The sequence below is a fragment of the Streptomyces sp. 1114.5 genome, assembly GCF_003635085.1.
In the GTDB taxonomy this organism is placed as follows: Bacteria; Actinomycetota; Actinomycetes; order Streptomycetales; family Streptomycetaceae; genus Kitasatospora.
Window position 1 is genome coordinate 1,274,825 of the sequence record NZ_RBXE01000002.1, and the last position, 15,576, is coordinate 1,290,400.

Below are 15,576 nucleotides of genomic sequence, written 5' to 3' on the forward strand. Positions count from 1 at the left end.
ACCTCAGGGGAAGCTCAAACCGTACGATCGTTGCCATCTCGTGTCCGGTTTCCGGACCGACGGGTTCCGTGTGGAGACCGGCGTCACACCGCCACGGGGGTGGCGGACGGGGATGGCGGCCCGGGGGTGGCGGGCTGCGAGTGAGCCGGGAAAAAGGAAATTCCCCGTGGGTTCCTTTCGGATCCCACGGGGAATTCGGCTGTGTCCGAGGGGGGACTTGAACCCCCACGCCCGATAAAGGGCACTAGCACCTCAAGCTAGCGCGTCTGCCATTCCGCCACCCGGACGGGGTGTGTGCTCCGGGGGTTTTTCTCTCGCCCCCTCGGCGACAGAGAGAACATTACCAGGGTTCTGGAGTGCTTCTCACCTGCGTTTCCTCGGGCCCGTCCCCCCACCGGCCCGGGCGCTCCTCCCGCGGGTCCGAGCCGGTCCCCCACCGGCTCGAAGCGGCCCCGTACAGGTTGGTACGGCTGGCGAACACGATCGAACCCCGCCCGAACCGGTGGCGTCCGCGAAGGAACCGGTCGACTTCGCCCCCGCCCGCGATCGGTTCCGGTCGGAAGTGGTCCGACACGGGCAACTTGTCGACGGTGCCACGGCCGCCGGGACGCCTCTCCTAGCCTCTGTGGACCGAGGGCGCCATGAGCGGATCGCCTGATTCCCGGGTCGCGGACGAAGGGCGGCTGGACGTGGAGCAGATCAGCGGAACGGCGGAGGCCGAACCGAGACGCGGCGGGCCGGGCGAGGGGCCGGGGGACGGGCGGGGCGACGCCGCTGCGCCCGGCGGACCGGGCGGACCCGGCGGCGGACCCGCCGAGGGCGTGTGGCGCTTCCCGGTGCCCGCCGCGGAGGCCTCGGTGCCGCGCACCCGGCACGCGGTGCGCGACCGCCTGCTGGCCCAGGGCATGGCCGGGGTGCGTTACCAGGAACTGGTGGACGACCTGCTGCTGATCGTCTCGGAGCTGGTCAGCAACGCGGTGACGCACGCCGCCGAGCTGTCGCCCGAGGTGGTCACCGAGCTGTCGGTGCGCGGCGGCTGGGTGCGGGTGTCGGTCGAGGACGGCGATCCGTACCGGCCGAAGGCGCTGGAGAACGACACCGGACGCACCGGCGGGCGCGGGCTGCTGCTGGTGAAGAGCGTCACCCTGCAGGCCGGCGGGGTGTGCGACGTCGAGCGGACGGGGGAGGGCGGCAAGGTCATCTGGGCCTCGCTGCCCGTCCCCCCGGAGCCCGACCGCTGACCGGCTCTTCGACGGTCCGACTACCAGTCCCGCCCGGCGATCTCCCGGATCCCCGGCAGCGCCGCCTCGAAGACGGTCTCGAACCAGACCGAGAACGGCCGCTCGGCCCGCAGCTCCCGCAGCTCCTCCGCGGTCACGAAGGCGAAGTCGTCCACCTCGTCCGGGTTCGGCTCGACCGGCGCGGTGACCAGTCCCACGAAGAGGTGGTTCCACTCCCGCTCGATCAGCCCGGAGGCCTCGTCCGGCAGGTCGTAGCGGACGGTGCCGGCCTCGCAGAGCAGCGCCGGGGCGACGCCCAGCTCCTCGGCGGTGCGCCGGGCGGCGGCGACGAAGGGCGGTTCGTCGGGGTAGGGGTGGCCGCAGCAGGTGTTCGACCAGACGCCGGGGGAGTGGTACTTGCCGAGGGCGCGGCGCTGGAGCAGCAGCCGGCCCTGGCGGTCGAAGAGGAACACCGAGAAGGCGCGGTGCAGCCGGCCCGGCTGCTGGTGGGCCCAGAGCTTCTCGGCGGTGCCGATCGTCACGCCCTCGTCGTCGACCAGCTCCAGCAGGATCTCGGTGCCGGGAGCCGAGGCGGCCCGTGGGTCGACCGTCACGTCGGTCTCCACGTCGAGACCGGTGTCGATCTCGGCGGCGAAGTGCGTCGGGTCGGTCGGCAGACTCTGGGGCATGGGGCCTCTTTCGGGGAGCGGGAGCAACGGGAGCATCGGGCGTGTCCGGCGCTCCGGACGGAGCGCGGCGGACGCAGCGGGGGCACCGGCGCCGGCGTCGGGCTCCAGTCTGCCGTATGGGTGGCACTCGTCCGGGGTCCCACGCACAACCGGGCGGATCATGGCCCGGAGGAGTCGGAATCCGTACAGAAGTGGGTCCGGGAAGCCCCCGTAAGAGTCATCACTGTCGCAGAACCGTTCGACGGACGTTCGGGGGCTGTTCGACCGCCCCGGTGCGATCGGGTGCGGCTCGGCGCGCAGCCGGAGGGTCACCGGGCCGTCACCTTCCCGTCTCCGGGCGCGTTCGGGCCGATCGTCCGAGTCGCCTACCATCACATACGACACGGTGCCCGGACCTGTGCAGGTACCGGCGCGCCGCTGCCCGGTCCGGTCGCACACCGGCCCGGCGGAGCAGCGGCGCCCCTCGGCACGGTTCGCACGCACAGCCCGACGGATCAGGAGACCCCGCATGATCGGCCTCGTTCTGGCAGCCGGCGCCGGCCGCCGGCTGCGCCCGTACACCGACACGCTGCCCAAGGCGCTGGTGCCGGTCGACGGGGAGCGGACCGTCCTGGACCTCACCCTGGGCAACTTCGCCGAGGTCGGACTGCGTGAGGCCGCGATCGTCGTCGGCTACCGCAAGGAGGCGGTGTACGACCGCAAGGACGCCCTGGAGGCCAAGTACGGCGTCAAGCTCCACCTGGTCGAGAACGACAAGGCCGAGGAGTGGAACAACGCCTACTCGCTGTGGTGCGCCCGCGAGCTGTTCTCCGAGGGCCTGCTGCTGGCCAACGGCGACACCGTGCACCCGGCCTCCGTCCAGCGCACCGTGCTGGAGGGCAACGAGCGCCTCACCGAGGCCGGCCGGGCCCCCGGCATCCTGCTCGCCCTCGACACGGTGAAGAAGCTCGCCGACGAGGAGATGAAGGTCGTCGTCGACCCGGCCGCCGGCATGCGCCGCATCACCAAGCTGATGGACCCGGCCGAGGCGAGCGGCGAGTACATCGGCGTGACCGTCATCAACCCGGCCGCCGCCGACGACCTGGCCGACGCGCTGCGCGCCACCTACGAGCGCGACCCGCAGCTGTACTACGAGGACGGCTACCAGGAGATGGTCGACCGCGGCCTGCGGATCGACGTGCAGCCGATCGGCGAGGTCTCCTGGGTCGAGGTCGACAACCACGAGGACCTGGCGAAGGCGCGGGAGATCGCGTGCCGGTACTGACCCGACTGGTCCCGTCGCCGCTGTTCGTGGAGATCCGCTCGGGCGCGCTGGACGCGCTCGGCGGGATCCTCGCGGACCAGCGGCTGTCGGCCTCGGGCCGGATCGCGGTGGCGATCAGCAACGGCTCCGGCGCGGCCATGCGCCGGCGCCTGGAGCCCGCCCTGCCCGGCGCCGACTGGTACAACGTGGACGACGGCACCCTGGACAGCGCGGTGCGGCTGGCCGAGTCGATGCGCGGCGGGCACTACGACGCGATCGTCGGTCTCGGCGGCGGCAAGATCATCGACGCCGCCAAGTACGCCGCCGCCCGGGTCGGCCTGCCGCTGGTCGCGGTCGCCACCAACCTGGCCCACGACGGCATCTGCTCGCCGGTCTCGACCCTCGACAACGACGCCGGCCGGGGCTCCTACGGGGTGCCCAGCCCGATCGGCATCATCGTCGACCTGGACGTGATCCGGCAGGCCCCGCAGCGCTTCGTGGCGGCCGGCATCGGCGACGTCGTCTCCAACATCTCGGCCTGCGCGGACTGGGAGTTGTCGCACGCGGTCACCGGCGAGCCGGTGGACGGACTGGCCGTCGCGATGGCCCGCTCGGCGGGCGAGAACCTGCTGCGGCACCCAGGAAACACTCAGGATCAGGACCTCCTGACGGCCCTCGCGGAGGCCCTGGTACTGTCCGGCATCGCGATGAACATCGCGGGCAGCACCCGGCCTTCGTCGGGCGCCTGCCACGAGATCTCGCATGCCCTGGACGTGCTGTATCCCAAGCGGTCCGCCCAGCACGGCGAACAGGTCGGCCTCGGTGCCGCGTTCGCCAGCTTCCTGCGGGGCGAGCGCGAGCTGACCGGTCTGATCGTGGAGCGCCTGGCGAGCCACGGGCTGCCGGTGACCGCGGCTCAGATCGGCTTCACCGAGGCGGAGTTCACCGAAGCGGTGCACTACGCTCCGAACACCCGCCCGGGGCGCTTCACCATCCTCGAACACCTCGACCTCTCCCCTTCCGCAATCAGGGACGCGTACGCCGACTATGTCCAAGCCGTCAACAGCTGACCGCTCCACCAAGGGCACCGAACGTCCCCCGGTGGACCTGACCCGCCGGCCCTCGATCGAGGAGCTGCGCGCGGTGATCCACCCGGAGGGCATGCTCCAGCGCCGCAGCGCCGAGCACTGGGCCGGGCGCCTGTACATGCGGAAGATCTCGCTGCGGATCACCCGCGTGCTCTCCACCATGACGGCGATCACGCCCAACGGCCTGACCTACCTGATGATGTTCACCGGCATCCTGGCCGGTGCCGCGCTGGTCGTGCCGGGCATCACGGGCGCGGTGCTGGGCGCCCTGCTGATCCAGGTCTACCTGCTGCTGGACTGCGTGGACGGCGAGGTGGCCCGCTGGCGCCGGCAGACCTCGCTCACCGGCGTCTACCTGGACCGGGTGGGCCACTACATGTCCGAGGCGGCCCTGCTGACCGGCCTGGGCCTGCGCGCCACCGACCTGCTCCACCGCGAGGGCGGCGGCTCGCACTGGGAGTGGGCCTTCCTCGGCACGCTGGCCGCGCTCGGCGCGATCCTGATCAAGTCCGAGACGGACCTGGTGGACGTGGCCCGGGCCCGCAGCGGCCTGACGGCCGTCGAGGACAGCGCCTCGGTGCCGCGCTCGACCGCCGTCGCCAAGGCCCGCCGGGCGGCCTCGCTGCTGAAGTTCCACCGCCTGGTCGGCGCGGTCGAGGCCTCGCTGTTCATCCTCGCGGCCGGGATCGCCGACGCGGTGCACGGCGGGCTCCTCTTCACCCGGCTCGCGGTGGTCGTCCTGGCGGCGATCGCCATGCTGCAGACCGTGCTGCACCTGCTGAGCATCGTCCTCTCCAGCAGGCTGCGATGACCGGCGGAGCGACCGCGGAGAGCTTCCGCCTCGGCGCCGTGATCATCACCATGGGCAACCGGCCCGCCGAGCTCAACGCCCTGATCGAGTCCGTCCGCGCCCAGGAGGGCCCGGCGGTCGAGCTGGCCGTGGTCGGCCAGGGGGCCGAGCTGCCCCCGCTGCCCGAGGGCGTGCGCAGCGTGGAGCTGCCGGAGAACCTGGGCATCCCCGGCGGGCGCAACGTCGGCATCGAGCTGTTCGGCCGGGACGGGAAGGACGTCGACGCCGTCCTCTTCCTGGACGACGACGGGAGCCTGCCGCGCACCGACTCGGCCCGGCTGCTGCGGGAGGCCTTCACCGCCGACCCGGAGCTGGGCATCGTCTCCTTCCGGATCGCCGACCCGGACACCGGTGTCACCCAGCGCCGGCACGTCCCCCGGCTGCGCGCCAGCGACCCGCTGCGCTCGTCCCGGGTGACGACCTTCCTGGGCGGCGCGAGCGCCGTGCGCTGCACGGTGTTCGAGCAGGCCGGCCAGCTGCCCGCCGAGTTCTTCTACGCGCACGAGGAGACCGACCTCGCGTGGCGCGCGCTGGACGCCGGCTGGGCCATCGACTACCGCGCGGACGTGGTCCTGCACCACCCCACGACCTCGCCCGCCCGGCACGCCACCTACTTCCACAACGTGGCCCGCAACCGGGTCTGGCTCGCGAGGCGGAACCTTCCGGCCCCGTTGGTGCCTCTCTATCTGGGAACCTGGTTCCTGCTGACCCTGGCCCGACGCCCCTCCCCCGAGGCGCTGAAGGCCTGGTGGGGCGGGTTCCGGGCGGGCTGGCGCGAACCCTGCGGTCCGCGGCGGCCCATGCGATGGCGTACCGTTTGGCAACTGACCAGGCTGGGCCGACCACCGATCATCTGATCTGATCGAATGATCGATCTCCTCGGCCGGTGACCACACACCGGCCGGCTCCCCCGAGATCCCAGTGGATCCCCATCGGCGCACGGCCGACGGACCCTCCGTCGACCGGCTGCTCCGACCGATCCCGCGTGAAGGACGAATGTGTCGACAGTGAGTGAACCCGTCAGCCTCTCGACCCCCAGGGGGGTGGACGCAGGCCTGACCCCCAAGCAGCTTGCGGACAAGTACGGCCTGTCGGTGAGCGGCGCCCGGCCGGGCCTGTTCGCGTACACCAAGCAGCTCTGGGCCCGGCGCCACTTCATCTGGGCCTTCGCCACCGCCCGCCTGGTGGCCCAGTACACCGACGCCAAGCTCGGCCAGCTCTGGCAGGTCGTGACCCCGCTGCTCAACTGCGCCGTGTTCTACCTGGTCTTCGGCGTGATCCTGGAGAGCAAGCAGGGCTTCCCGCCGGGCACCTACATCGCCTGGCTCTGCATCGGCGTCTTCGTCTTCCAGTTCACCCAGAACGCGGTGCAGTCCGGCACCCGGGCGATCTCCGACAACCTCGGCCTGATCCGCGCACTGCACTTCCCCCGCGCCAGCCTGCCGATCGCCTTCACCGTGATCCAGCTCCAGCAGCTGCTGATCTCGATGGTCGTGCTGGTCGTCACCGTCCTGGCCAGCGGCATCGCCCCGGGCAAGACCTGGCTGCTGATCGTCCCGGCACTGCTCCTGCAGACCATGTTCAACACCGGCATCTCCCTGATCATGGCCCGGATCGGCGCCAAGACCAGCGACATCTCCCAGCTGATCCCGTTCGTGATGCGGGCCTGGATGTTCCTGTCCGGCGTGATGTTCAGCATCCAGGACCGCGTCCACAAGTGGCCGCACTACATCCAGGTGCTGACCGACCTGAACCCGGCCTCGGTCTACATGGACCTGCTGCGGCACGCCTTCGCGCCGGTCATCTACAACAAGCACCAGCCCGTGTACCAGACCCTGCCGCCGCACCAGTGGCTGTTCGGCATCGGCTGGGCGGTCGGGTTGTTCGTCATCGGATACGTCTTCTTCTGGAAGGCCGAGGAGGAGTACGGCCGTGGCTGACACCGACCTGAGCAAGCGCGAGACCGTCCGGGACACGGACGTGGCCCGCGAACCCACCGTCGTCGTCGACGACGTGCACATCGTCTACCGGGTGCACGGCGCCGGCTCCGGCAAGGGCAGCGCCACCTCGGCGCTGAGCCGCATCCTCAGCCGCAAGCGCGGCGCCGGCGTGCGCGAGGTGCACGCGGTCAAGGGCATCAGCTTCACCGCCTACAAGGGCGAGGCGATCGGCCTGATCGGCTCCAACGGCTCCGGCAAGTCGACCATGCTGGCCGCCATCGCGGGCCTGCTGCCGACCGAGAAGGGCGGCATCTACACCAACGGCCAGCCCTCGCTGCTGGGCGTCAACGCGGCCCTGATGAACGAGCTCACCGGCGAGCGCAACGTCGTCCTGGGCTGCCTGGCGATGGGCATGACCCCGGCCCAGGTGAAGGCGCGCTACCAGGAGATCGTCGAGTTCTCCGGCATCAACGACAAGGGCGACTTCATCTCCCTGCCGATGCGCACCTACTCCTCCGGCATGGGCGCCCGCCTGCGCTTCTCGATCGCCGCCGCGAAGACCCACGACGTGCTGCTGATCGACGAGGCCCTGGCCACCGGCGACCAGGCCTTCCAGCAGCGCAGCAAGCGCCGCATCGACGAGCTGCGCGGCTCCGCCGGCACGGTCTTCCTGGTCAGCCACGACAACAACTCGATCCGCGAGGTCTGCGAGCGGACCATCTGGATCGAGGCCGGCGAGCTGGTCATGGACGGCCCGACCGAGGAGGTCGTCGGCCGTTACGAGCGCGGCGAGCGCCCGTAACACCGCAGTACCCCGGCACCACCGAGGCCGGTCCCGCACCCCGGGACCGGCCTTCGGCATGCCCCGCCCGGTCCCCCGGGTGGCCCGCCGCCGCGGGGGTGAGCGCCCCGCCCCGACGGGCGGGGCGGTCTTCTCCAGCGCGCCCCGCGGTGTCAGGCTGTCAGGCGCGAGGGCGGTGTGGCGGACGTGACGCCCGCGCTCGGACGCGTGTCCGAGTCGGACCGGTCGTACCCAGCGGTGTAGAACGGGGGAGTGACAGCAGTGTCGGCTTCGGCCCAGCCCAGTGATACGCCGGTGAACCGGTCCGCAGGTCAGACCCTGGAGAAGGCGGGTGCGGAGAACTTCCCGGTCGCCCCGTTCTTCCTGCCCGCGGCCTGGCGCGACGACCTGATGGCGGTCTACGGCTTCGCCCGCCTCGTCGACGACGCCGGCGACGGCGACCTGGCCGACCCGGCCGCCACCGCCGCCCTGCTCGGGATCGAGGAACGGCCCCCCGCCACCCCTTCGGCCCAGCCCGGCCCGCCGGCTCCGCCGGAGGTCGCCTTCCGGCTCGCCCTGCTCGACGGGCTTGAGCACGACCTCGACCGGGCGTTCGAGACCGCGCTGCACCCCTCCGGCGCCGACCGCCCCCGCCACCCCCTGCTGCGCGCCCTGGTCCCGCTGGTCGACCGGCACGGCCTGACCCCCGAGCCGTTCCGCCGTCTGATCGAGGCCAACCGGGTGGACCAGACCACCGCCCGCTACGCCACCTACGACGACCTGGTCGGCTACTGCACGCTCTCCGCCGACCCGGTCGGCCGCCTCGTCCTGGCCATCGCGGGCGTCTCCACGCCCGAGCGGACCGAGCTCTCCGACGCCGTCTGCACCGCCCTCCAGGTTGTCGAACACCTGCAGGACGTCGCCGAGGACCTGCACCGCGGCCGGATCTACCTCCCCACCGAGGACCTGCAGCGCTTCGGCGTGACCGAGGCCGACCTCGCCGCCCCCTCCGCCGACGGCGCGGTGCGCGAACTGATCGCCTTCGAGGTGGAACGGGCCCGCACCCTGCTCGATCGCGGCGCACCATTGGTAGGTACGGTTCGGGGGAGGCTTCGACTGCTCCTGGCGGGATTCACCGCAGGCGGCTACGCGGCCCTGGCGGCCATCGAGGACGCCGGGTACGACGTGCTCGCCCGGCAGGCGAAGCCGGACAAGCGCCGCCTCGCAGCGAAGGCGGCGGCCATCTTCGCGAAGGGAAGGTGAACGCCCGAGTGGCGGCATCACCACTGGCGTCCGCCCAGGTCATGGCGGCGTACCGGTACTGCGAGGCAGTCACCGGGCTGCAGGCGCGCAACTTCAGCTACGGCATCCGGCTGCTGCCAGAACCCAAGCGACTGGCCATGTCGGCCCTGTACGCCCTGGCCCGCCGGGTGGACGACATCGGCGACGGCGACCTCCCGGCCGACCGCAAGGCCGAGGCGCTGCTGCGCACCCGGGAACTGGTGGACGAGGTCCGCTCCGGGGTGGTCGCCGAGGACGACACCGACCCGATCAAGGTCGCCCTGGCCGACACGGCCCGGCGCTTCCCGATCCCGCTCGGCGGCTTCGACGAGCTGATCGACGGCGTCGAGATGGACCTCAAGGGCGCCGAGTACCAGACGTACGAGGAGCTGAAGGTCTACTGCCGCTGCGTGGCCGGCGCGATCGGCCGGCTCTCGCTGGGCGTCTACGGCTGCGACGACCCCGAACGCGGGGCACGCTACGCGGACACCCTGGGCCTGGCGCTCCAGCTCACCAACATCCTGCGCGACCTGCGCGAGGACGCCCTGAACGGCCGCACCTACCTGCCCACCGAGGACCTGGTCCGGTTCGGCTGCGAGCAGGGCTTCGCCCTGTCCAAGCCGCCGGTCGGCGCGGACTTCACCGGCCTGGTCGCCTTCGAGGCCGCCCGCGCCCAGTCCGCCTTCGAGGAGGGCCTGCGGCTGCTGCCGATGCTCGACCGCCGCAGCCGCGCCTGCACCGCCGCCATGGCCGGGATCTACCACCGGCTGCTCGGTCGCATCGCCGCCGACCCCGAGTCGGTGCTGCGCGGCCGCGTCTCGCTGCCGGGCTGGGAGAAGGCGTACGTGGCGCTTTCCGGGCTCGCCGGGGGGCGTTCTTGATTCTCGCCACACTTCTGTCACGCTGTGTCAGCGGGGAATCACGTGCGGGCAGTTCCGTGTTGACGGAACGGGTACCGGCTTCAACGACCGCCTCCCGGCGGTCCGGCGACTGCGAGGGGGAGGACCGATGACCGGGCGAGCCGATGCCGCGCGCCCGGCCGCCCTCGTGGTCGGCGGCGGCCTGGCCGGCATCACCGCCGCGCTCCGCCTGGCCGAGGCGGGCCACCGGGTCACCCTCGCCGAGGGGCGCCCCCGGCTCGGCGGCCTGGCCTTCTCCTTCCGGCGCGGCGAGCTGACCGTCGACAACGGCCAGCACGTCTACCTGCGCTGCTGCACCGCCTACCGCGGCCTGCTGGAACGGCTCGGCGCCACCCGGCTGGCCCACCTGCAGGACCGTCTCGACGTCCCGGTGCTCTCCGTCACCGGCCCCGAGGACGCCCCGGTGCGCACCCTCGGACGGCTCCGGCGCAGCGGCCTGCCCGTCCCGCTCCACCTGGCGGCCAGCCTCGCCCGCTACCCGCACCTGTCCCCGGCCGACCGCGCCCGGGTGGTCCGCGGCGCACTCGCCCTCAAGGGCCTGGACCTCGCCGACCCGGCGCTGGACCGGATCTCCTTCGGCGAGTGGCTGCGCCGCAACGGGCAGAACGCCGCCACCCAGGCGGCCCTGTGGGACCTGGTCGGCGTCGCCACCCTGAACGCCCGGGCCGACCAGGTGTCGATGGCGCTCGCCGCGAAGGTGTTCCAGACCGGCCTGCTCTCCGACCCCGGCGCCGCCGACATCGGCATCGCCGCCGCCCCGCTCGGCGCGATCCACCACGACCGGGCGATCGCCGAACTGGAGCGCCTGGGCGTGAAGGTGCTGCTGCGCGCCCGGGTCGCCGAGCTCAAGCCGGCCGCCCCGCAGCACGCCGTCCTCCTGGAAGGCGGGGAACTGCTCACCGCCGACACCGTCGTCCTGGCCGGCGCCCAGGACAGCGCGGCCGCCCTGCTGCCGCCGAACGCCATCCCGGGGCAGGACCGGCTGGCCCGCTTCGGCACCGCGCCGATCCTCAACGTGCACGTGATCTACGACCGCAAGCTGGTGCGCCGCCCGTTCTTCGCCGCGCTCGGCTCCCCGGTCCAGTGGGTCTTCGACCGCACCGCGCACTCCGGTCTGGCCGCCACCGCGCTCGGCCGGGCCCACCCGGGCGCCCAGTACCTGGCGCTCTCGCAGTCCGCGGTGCAGGACGAGATCGACCTGCCGGTCGCCGAACTGCGCCGCCGCTACCTGCCCGAGCTGGCCCGGCTGCTGCCGGCCGCGGCGGGTGCCGAGGTGCTGGACTTCTTCGTCACCCGGGAGCGCACCGCGACCTTCGACCCGGCCCCCGGCAGCGGGACGCTGCGCCCGTCGGCCCGCACCGACGTGCCAGGCCTGCTGCTGGCCGGTTCGTGGACGGCCACCGGCTGGCCCGCGACCATGGAGGGCGCCGTGCGCAGCGGCCACGCCGCCGCCGACGCCGCCCTCGCCGCGGCCGGCACCCGGGTGCCGGTGGACCGCGGCGACGGGAGGTGGCCCAGGTGACGGCGGGCCCCGCCGCCGGAGAGCCCGCCAGAGCCGTCGGGCGTACCGTCGAGCGCATCGGCGGAATCGACCGGTTCGGCCGCCCCGACACCGTCGGCACCGGCAGCACGCGAAGAGACACCAGCCGCACCGACAGCACCCGGTCGCCCCGGGCGGTCCGGCACCACGAGGGAGAGGGAACGCACGTGGAGTCACGCACCGGCTTCGCCGTCGGAGGCACGGCGCACGCCGAACCGGTCTCGGTGCCGGAGCTGCTCGCCCGCAGCCGTACGCTCTGCACCCCGCCCCTACGGGCCGCGGTCGCCCGTTTGGCGGCACCGATGGACACCGTCGCGGCCTACCACTTCGGCTGGATCGACCGGGACGGCACGCCCGTCGCGGGTGACGGCGGCAAGGCCGTGCGCCCGGCGCTGGCGCTGCTGTCCGCCCAGGCCACCGGCGCGCCGGCCGAGGTGGGCGTCCCCGGCGGGGTGGCTGTTGAACTGGTGCACAACTTCTCCCTGCTCCATGATGATCTGATGGACGGTGACGAGACCCGTCGGCACCGGGCCACCGCCTGGACGGTCTTCGGACCGGCCCAGGCGATCCTGGTCGGCGACGCCCTGGCGACGCTCGGCACGGAGGTGTTGCTCGACGCCGCGGTGAACGGCGGCGCGAGCCCCACCGACGCCGCGCGGGCCGTGCGGCTGCTCACCACGGCGACCCGCCGGCTGATCGACGGGCAGGCCATGGACGTCGCCTTCGAACAGCGCGACAGCGTCACCGTCGCGGAGTGCCTGGAGATGGAGGGCGGAAAGACGGCGGCCCTGCTGGCCGCCGCCTCGGCGATCGGTGCCGTCCTGGCCGGAGCCGACGACAAGGTCTCCGACTCCCTCCAGCGCTACGGCCACCACCTGGGACTGGCCTTCCAGGCGGTGGACGACCTGCTCGGCATCTGGGGTGCCACCGAGGTCACCGGCAAGCCGCACTGGGGTGACCTGCGCCAGCGCAAGAAGTCCCTGCCTGTCGCCGCCGCCCTGGCGGAGGGCGGCCCGGCCTCGCGCCGGCTCGCCGAGCAGCTGGCCGACCCGAAGGGACGCGGGGAGGAGGGCGAGCCCGAGCTCGCCGCCCGGGCCGCGCTGATCGAGGAGGCCGGCGGCCGGGCCTGGACCCAGGAGGAGGCCCGCCGCCAGCACACGACTGCCCTCGCCGCCCTGGACGAGGTGCCCATGTCCGACGAGGTGCGCGAGCACTTCGTCGCACTCGCCGAATTCGTGGTGGTACGAGAGAGGTGACGTTACGTTGACAGCAACCGCGGACGGCCGGCTCGACCCTGAGTACGATCCCGAGCCGGTCGCGGTGGGCGACCGCCCCCCGACCCTGCTGGGCGCGGGGCGGCGGCAGCCCGAGGACACCGACCAGCTCCGGCCGGCCGGTGAGGCGGACCTCCGGCCGGCCGACGCGCGGGAGGCCCTGGCCCGCGCCACCACCCACCTGCTCTCGCTGCAGTCCTCCGAGGGCTGGTGGAAGGGCGACCTGGAAACCAACGTCACCATGGACGCCGAGGATTTACTGCTCCGCCAGTTCCTCGGCATCCGGACCGAGGAACAGACGCGCGCCACCGCCGACTGGATCCGCTCCCAGCAACGTGAGGACGGCACCTGGGGCACCTTCCACGGCGGGCCGGCCGAACTGTCCACCACCGTCGAGGCGTACGTCGCGCTCAGGCTGGCCGGCGACGACCCGAACGCCCCGCACATGCTGGCCGCCGCGCGGTACGTCCGCTCCGCCGGGGGCATCGCGGCCGCCCGGGTGTTCACCCGGATCTGGCTCGCACTGTTCGGCTGGTGGCCCTGGGAGCGGCTGCCCGAGATGCCGCCCGAGATCATCTTCCTGCCCAAGTGGCTGCCGCTGAACATCTACGCCTTCGGCTGCTGGGCCCGCCAGACGATCGTCCCGCTGACCGTCGTCTCGGCCCACCGGCCCGTCCGTCCGGCGCCCTTCCCGCTCACCGAGCTGCACACCGACCCCGACAACCCCTTCCCCGAAAGGCCGCTCGCCCCCGCCACCTCCTGGGACGGCCTGTTCGAACGCCTGGACAAGGCGCTGCACGCCTACCACCGCCGGGCCTTCCGCCCGCTGCGCCGGCTGGCCGTCTCCCAGGCCTGCCGCTGGATCGTCGAACGGCAGGAGGCCGACGGCTGCTGGGGCGGCATCCAGCCGCCCGCCGTCTACTCGCTGATCGCCCTCCACCTGGAGGGCTACGAGCTGGAACACCCGGTGATGCAGGCCGGGCTCTCCTCCTTCGACCGCTTCACCGTGCACACCGAGGACGGCAAGCGCTGGCTGGAGGCCTGCCAGTCCCCGGTCTGGGACACCTGCCTGGCCACCATCGCCCTGGTCGACGCCGGGCTGCCGGCCGACCACCCGGCGCTGGTCTCCGCCGTCGACTGGATGCTCGGCGAGGAGATCCGCAAGCGCGGCGACTGGGCCGTCAAGCGGCCCGGGCTCGCCCCCGGCGGTTGGGCCTTCGAGTTCGAGAACGACACCTACCCCGACATCGACGACACCGCCGAGGTGGTGCTCGCACTGTGCCGGGTCACCCACCCCGACCCGGCCAGGGTCGACGCGGCGGTGGACCGGGGCGTGGTCTGGAACCTCGGCATGCAGTCCAAGAACGGCGCCTGGGCCGCCTTCGACGTCGACAACACCAGCACGCTGCCCAACAAGCTGCCGTTCTGCGACTTCGGCGAGGTCGTCGACCCGCCGTCCGCCGACGTCACCGCCCACGTGGTGGAGATGCTCGCCGAGACCGGCCGCGCCCGCGACCCGCGGACCCGGCGCGGCATCGAGTGGCTGCTGCGCAACCAGGAGGCGGACGGCTCCTGGTTCGGGCGCTGGGGCACCAACTACATCTACGGCACCGGCTCGGTGCTGCCCGCCCTGGTCGCGGCCGGCGTCCCGGACGAGCACCCGGCGATCCGCCGGGCGGTGCGCTGGCTGGAGGACCGGCAGAACGCCGACGGCGGCTGGGGCGAGGACATGCGCTCCTACGAGGACCCGGCGCGCTGGGCCGGGCGCGGCGACTCCACCGCCTCGCAGACCGCATGGGCGCTGATGGCGCTGCTCGCGGCCGGCGAGGGACCGGACGGCCGGGCCAACCTCGCGGTGGAGCGCGGCGTGGACTGGCTGGTGCGCACCCAGCTGCCCGAGGGCACCTGGGACGAACCGCAGTTCACCGGCACCGGCTTCCCGTGGGACTTCTCCATCAACTACCACCTGTACCGGCTGGTCTTCCCGGTCACCGCGCTCGGCCGCTACCTCAACGGAAGCCCGGGGGCTGCCAAGCCGAGCGGCACCCCGGCGATCGGGGCGGCGCGGTGACCACCGCCCCCCTGCTGGTGCTCTGCGCACTGGGCCCCGAGGTCTGGGCCCTGCGCGGCGGTGACTGGCGCGGCGCGGTCGGCGGACCCCCGGTGCTGCTGCGCACCGGGGTCGGCCGGCGGCGCGCCGGGTCGGCCGTGCGACGGCTGCTCGGCTCCGCCCCCGGCTGCTACGGCGCGGTGGTGGTGGCCGGGTTCGGCGCGGCGGTCGGCCCGGGCGTGCAGCCCGGCGACGTCGTCGCCGCCGACGGCGTGCGCGACGCCGAGGGCCACCTCTACCCGCTCGACTCCGGGCCGGAACTGACCCGGGCACTGAAGGAACGCGGCCTGGTCGTGCACACGGGGGTGCACCACACCGCCGACCACGTGGTGCGCGGCATCGAGCGGCGTGCGCTGCACCTGCAGGGCGCGCTGGCCGTGGACATGGAGGCCGCCGCCGTCCTGGCCGCACTGCGGGAGGTGCGGCCGGCACTGCCCGCCGCCGTCCTGCGGGTGGTGGTCGACACCCCCGAACACGAGCTGCTGCGGCCCGGCACCCTCCCGGCCGGAGTACGGGCCTGGCGCAACCTCCGGGCGACGGTACCCGCCCTGGTCGACTGGTACCGGCAGGAGCGCACGCCCGGCTCCGCAGACCCGAACCACCCCACATCCGCGACGCTCCCACAGGAGGCGAGCTAGCC

At 73.1% G+C, this 15,576-nt stretch carries 14 protein-coding genes and 1 tRNA gene; 13 read left to right on the forward strand and 2 right to left on the reverse strand.

Features of this window, described 5'->3' with window-relative positions:
* Nucleotides 1–202 precede the first annotated feature (202 nt).
* Nucleotides 203–287, reverse strand: a tRNA-Leu gene (locus tag BX285_RS28830).
* Between the two features lie 354 nt (nucleotides 288–641).
* Here BX285_RS28830 and BX285_RS28835 point away from each other — a divergent pair.
* On the forward strand, nucleotides 642–1,241 hold the full coding sequence (locus BX285_RS28835; RefSeq protein ID WP_121178702.1) for an ATP-binding protein: 600 nt from the start codon (nucleotides 642–644) through the stop codon (nucleotides 1,239–1,241).
* A 20-nt stretch (nucleotides 1,242–1,261) separates the two neighbouring features.
* Here BX285_RS28835 and idi read toward each other — a convergent pair whose 3' ends face one another.
* Nucleotides 1,262–1,909, reverse strand: coding sequence for an isopentenyl-diphosphate Delta-isomerase (gene idi / locus BX285_RS28840; RefSeq protein WP_097235216.1), 648 nt, complete (start codon nucleotides 1,907–1,909; stop codon nucleotides 1,262–1,264).
* A gap of 508 nt (nucleotides 1,910–2,417) precedes the next feature.
* On the opposite strand from idi, the gene BX285_RS28845 reads away from it, so the two are divergent.
* The 12 genes from BX285_RS28845 (at nucleotide 2,418) to BX285_RS28905 (ending at nucleotide 15,574) form a co-directional block, all read left to right on the forward strand.
* Complete coding sequence (locus BX285_RS28845) at nucleotides 2,418–3,173, forward strand: sugar phosphate nucleotidyltransferase (protein WP_097235215.1); 756 nt, start codon at nucleotides 2,418–2,420, stop codon at nucleotides 3,171–3,173.
* Nucleotides 3,161–4,222, forward strand: coding sequence for an iron-containing alcohol dehydrogenase family protein (locus tag BX285_RS28850; RefSeq protein WP_097235214.1), 1,062 nt, complete (start codon nucleotides 3,161–3,163; stop codon nucleotides 4,220–4,222). The genes BX285_RS28845 and BX285_RS28850 overlap by 13 nt, the downstream gene beginning before the upstream one ends.
* Before the next feature lie 91 nt (nucleotides 4,223–4,313).
* Nucleotides 4,314–5,051: a CDP-alcohol phosphatidyltransferase family protein gene (locus tag BX285_RS28855; RefSeq protein ID WP_179853021.1), complete on the forward strand. Its 738-nt coding sequence runs from the start codon at nucleotides 4,314–4,316 to the stop codon at nucleotides 5,049–5,051.
* On the forward strand, nucleotides 5,048–5,947 hold the full coding sequence (locus tag BX285_RS28860) for a glycosyltransferase family 2 protein (RefSeq protein ID WP_121178704.1): 900 nt from the start codon (nucleotides 5,048–5,050) through the stop codon (nucleotides 5,945–5,947). Before BX285_RS28855 ends, BX285_RS28860 begins: the two co-directional genes overlap by 4 nt.
* Before the next feature lie 141 nt (nucleotides 5,948–6,088).
* A complete protein-coding gene (locus BX285_RS28865) occupies nucleotides 6,089–7,030 on the forward strand; it encodes an ABC transporter permease (RefSeq protein WP_097235211.1) in 942 nt (313 codons plus the stop codon).
* Nucleotides 7,023–7,832 carry an ABC transporter ATP-binding protein gene (locus tag BX285_RS28870; protein ID WP_257032283.1) on the forward strand — a complete coding sequence of 270 codons (810 nt, stop codon included), beginning with the start codon at nucleotides 7,023–7,025 and terminating at the stop codon, nucleotides 7,830–7,832. The genes BX285_RS28865 and BX285_RS28870 overlap by 8 nt, the downstream gene beginning before the upstream one ends.
* Nucleotides 7,833–8,126: 294 nt before the next feature.
* Nucleotides 8,127–9,074, forward strand: coding sequence for a squalene synthase HpnC (gene hpnC, locus BX285_RS28880; protein WP_121178705.1), 948 nt, complete (start codon nucleotides 8,127–8,129; stop codon nucleotides 9,072–9,074).
* A gap of 41 nt (nucleotides 9,075–9,115) precedes the next feature.
* On the forward strand, nucleotides 9,116–9,973 hold the full coding sequence (gene hpnD, locus BX285_RS28885) for a presqualene diphosphate synthase HpnD (RefSeq protein ID WP_097235210.1): 858 nt from the start codon (nucleotides 9,116–9,118) through the stop codon (nucleotides 9,971–9,973).
* Between the two features lie 127 nt (nucleotides 9,974–10,100).
* Nucleotides 10,101–11,534 carry a hydroxysqualene dehydroxylase HpnE gene (gene hpnE, locus BX285_RS28890; protein WP_121178706.1) on the forward strand — a complete coding sequence of 478 codons (1,434 nt, stop codon included), beginning with the start codon at nucleotides 10,101–10,103 and terminating at the stop codon, nucleotides 11,532–11,534.
* 185 nt (nucleotides 11,535–11,719) lie between these two features.
* Complete coding sequence (locus BX285_RS28895) at nucleotides 11,720–12,808, forward strand: polyprenyl synthetase family protein (RefSeq protein ID WP_097239832.1); 1,089 nt, start codon at nucleotides 11,720–11,722, stop codon at nucleotides 12,806–12,808.
* Nucleotides 12,809–12,872: 64 nt separating this feature from the next.
* On the forward strand, nucleotides 12,873–14,897 hold the full coding sequence (shc, locus tag BX285_RS28900; RefSeq protein WP_121179066.1) for a squalene--hopene cyclase: 2,025 nt from the start codon (nucleotides 12,873–12,875) through the stop codon (nucleotides 14,895–14,897).
* Entirely contained in the window at nucleotides 14,894–15,574 is a 681-nt protein-coding gene (locus tag BX285_RS28905; RefSeq protein ID WP_097235208.1) for a 1-hydroxy-2-methyl-2-butenyl 4-diphosphate reductase, read from the forward strand. Before shc ends, BX285_RS28905 begins: the two co-directional genes overlap by 4 nt.
* Nucleotides 15,575–15,576: the final 2 nt, after the last annotated feature.

Coding starts and splice junctions, on each gene's coding strand:
- BX285_RS28860 (WP_121178704.1), top strand. CDS start 5,048: ATGACCGGCGGAGCGACCGCGGAGAGCTTCCGCCTCGGCGCCGTGATC.
- BX285_RS28845 (WP_097235215.1), top strand. CDS start 2,418: ATGATCGGCCTCGTTCTGGCAGCCGGCGCCGGCCGCCGGCTGCGCCCG.
- BX285_RS28855 (WP_179853021.1), top strand. CDS start 4,314: ATGCTCCAGCGCCGCAGCGCCGAGCACTGGGCCGGGCGCCTGTACATG.
- hpnD (WP_097235210.1), top strand. CDS start 9,116: ATGGCGGCGTACCGGTACTGCGAGGCAGTCACCGGGCTGCAGGCGCGC.
- BX285_RS28835 (WP_121178702.1), top strand. CDS start 642: ATGAGCGGATCGCCTGATTCCCGGGTCGCGGACGAAGGGCGGCTGGAC.
- hpnE (WP_121178706.1), top strand. CDS start 10,101: ATGACCGGGCGAGCCGATGCCGCGCGCCCGGCCGCCCTCGTGGTCGGC.
- idi (WP_097235216.1), bottom strand. CDS start 1,909: ATGCCCCAGAGTCTGCCGACCGACCCGACGCACTTCGCCGCCGAGATC.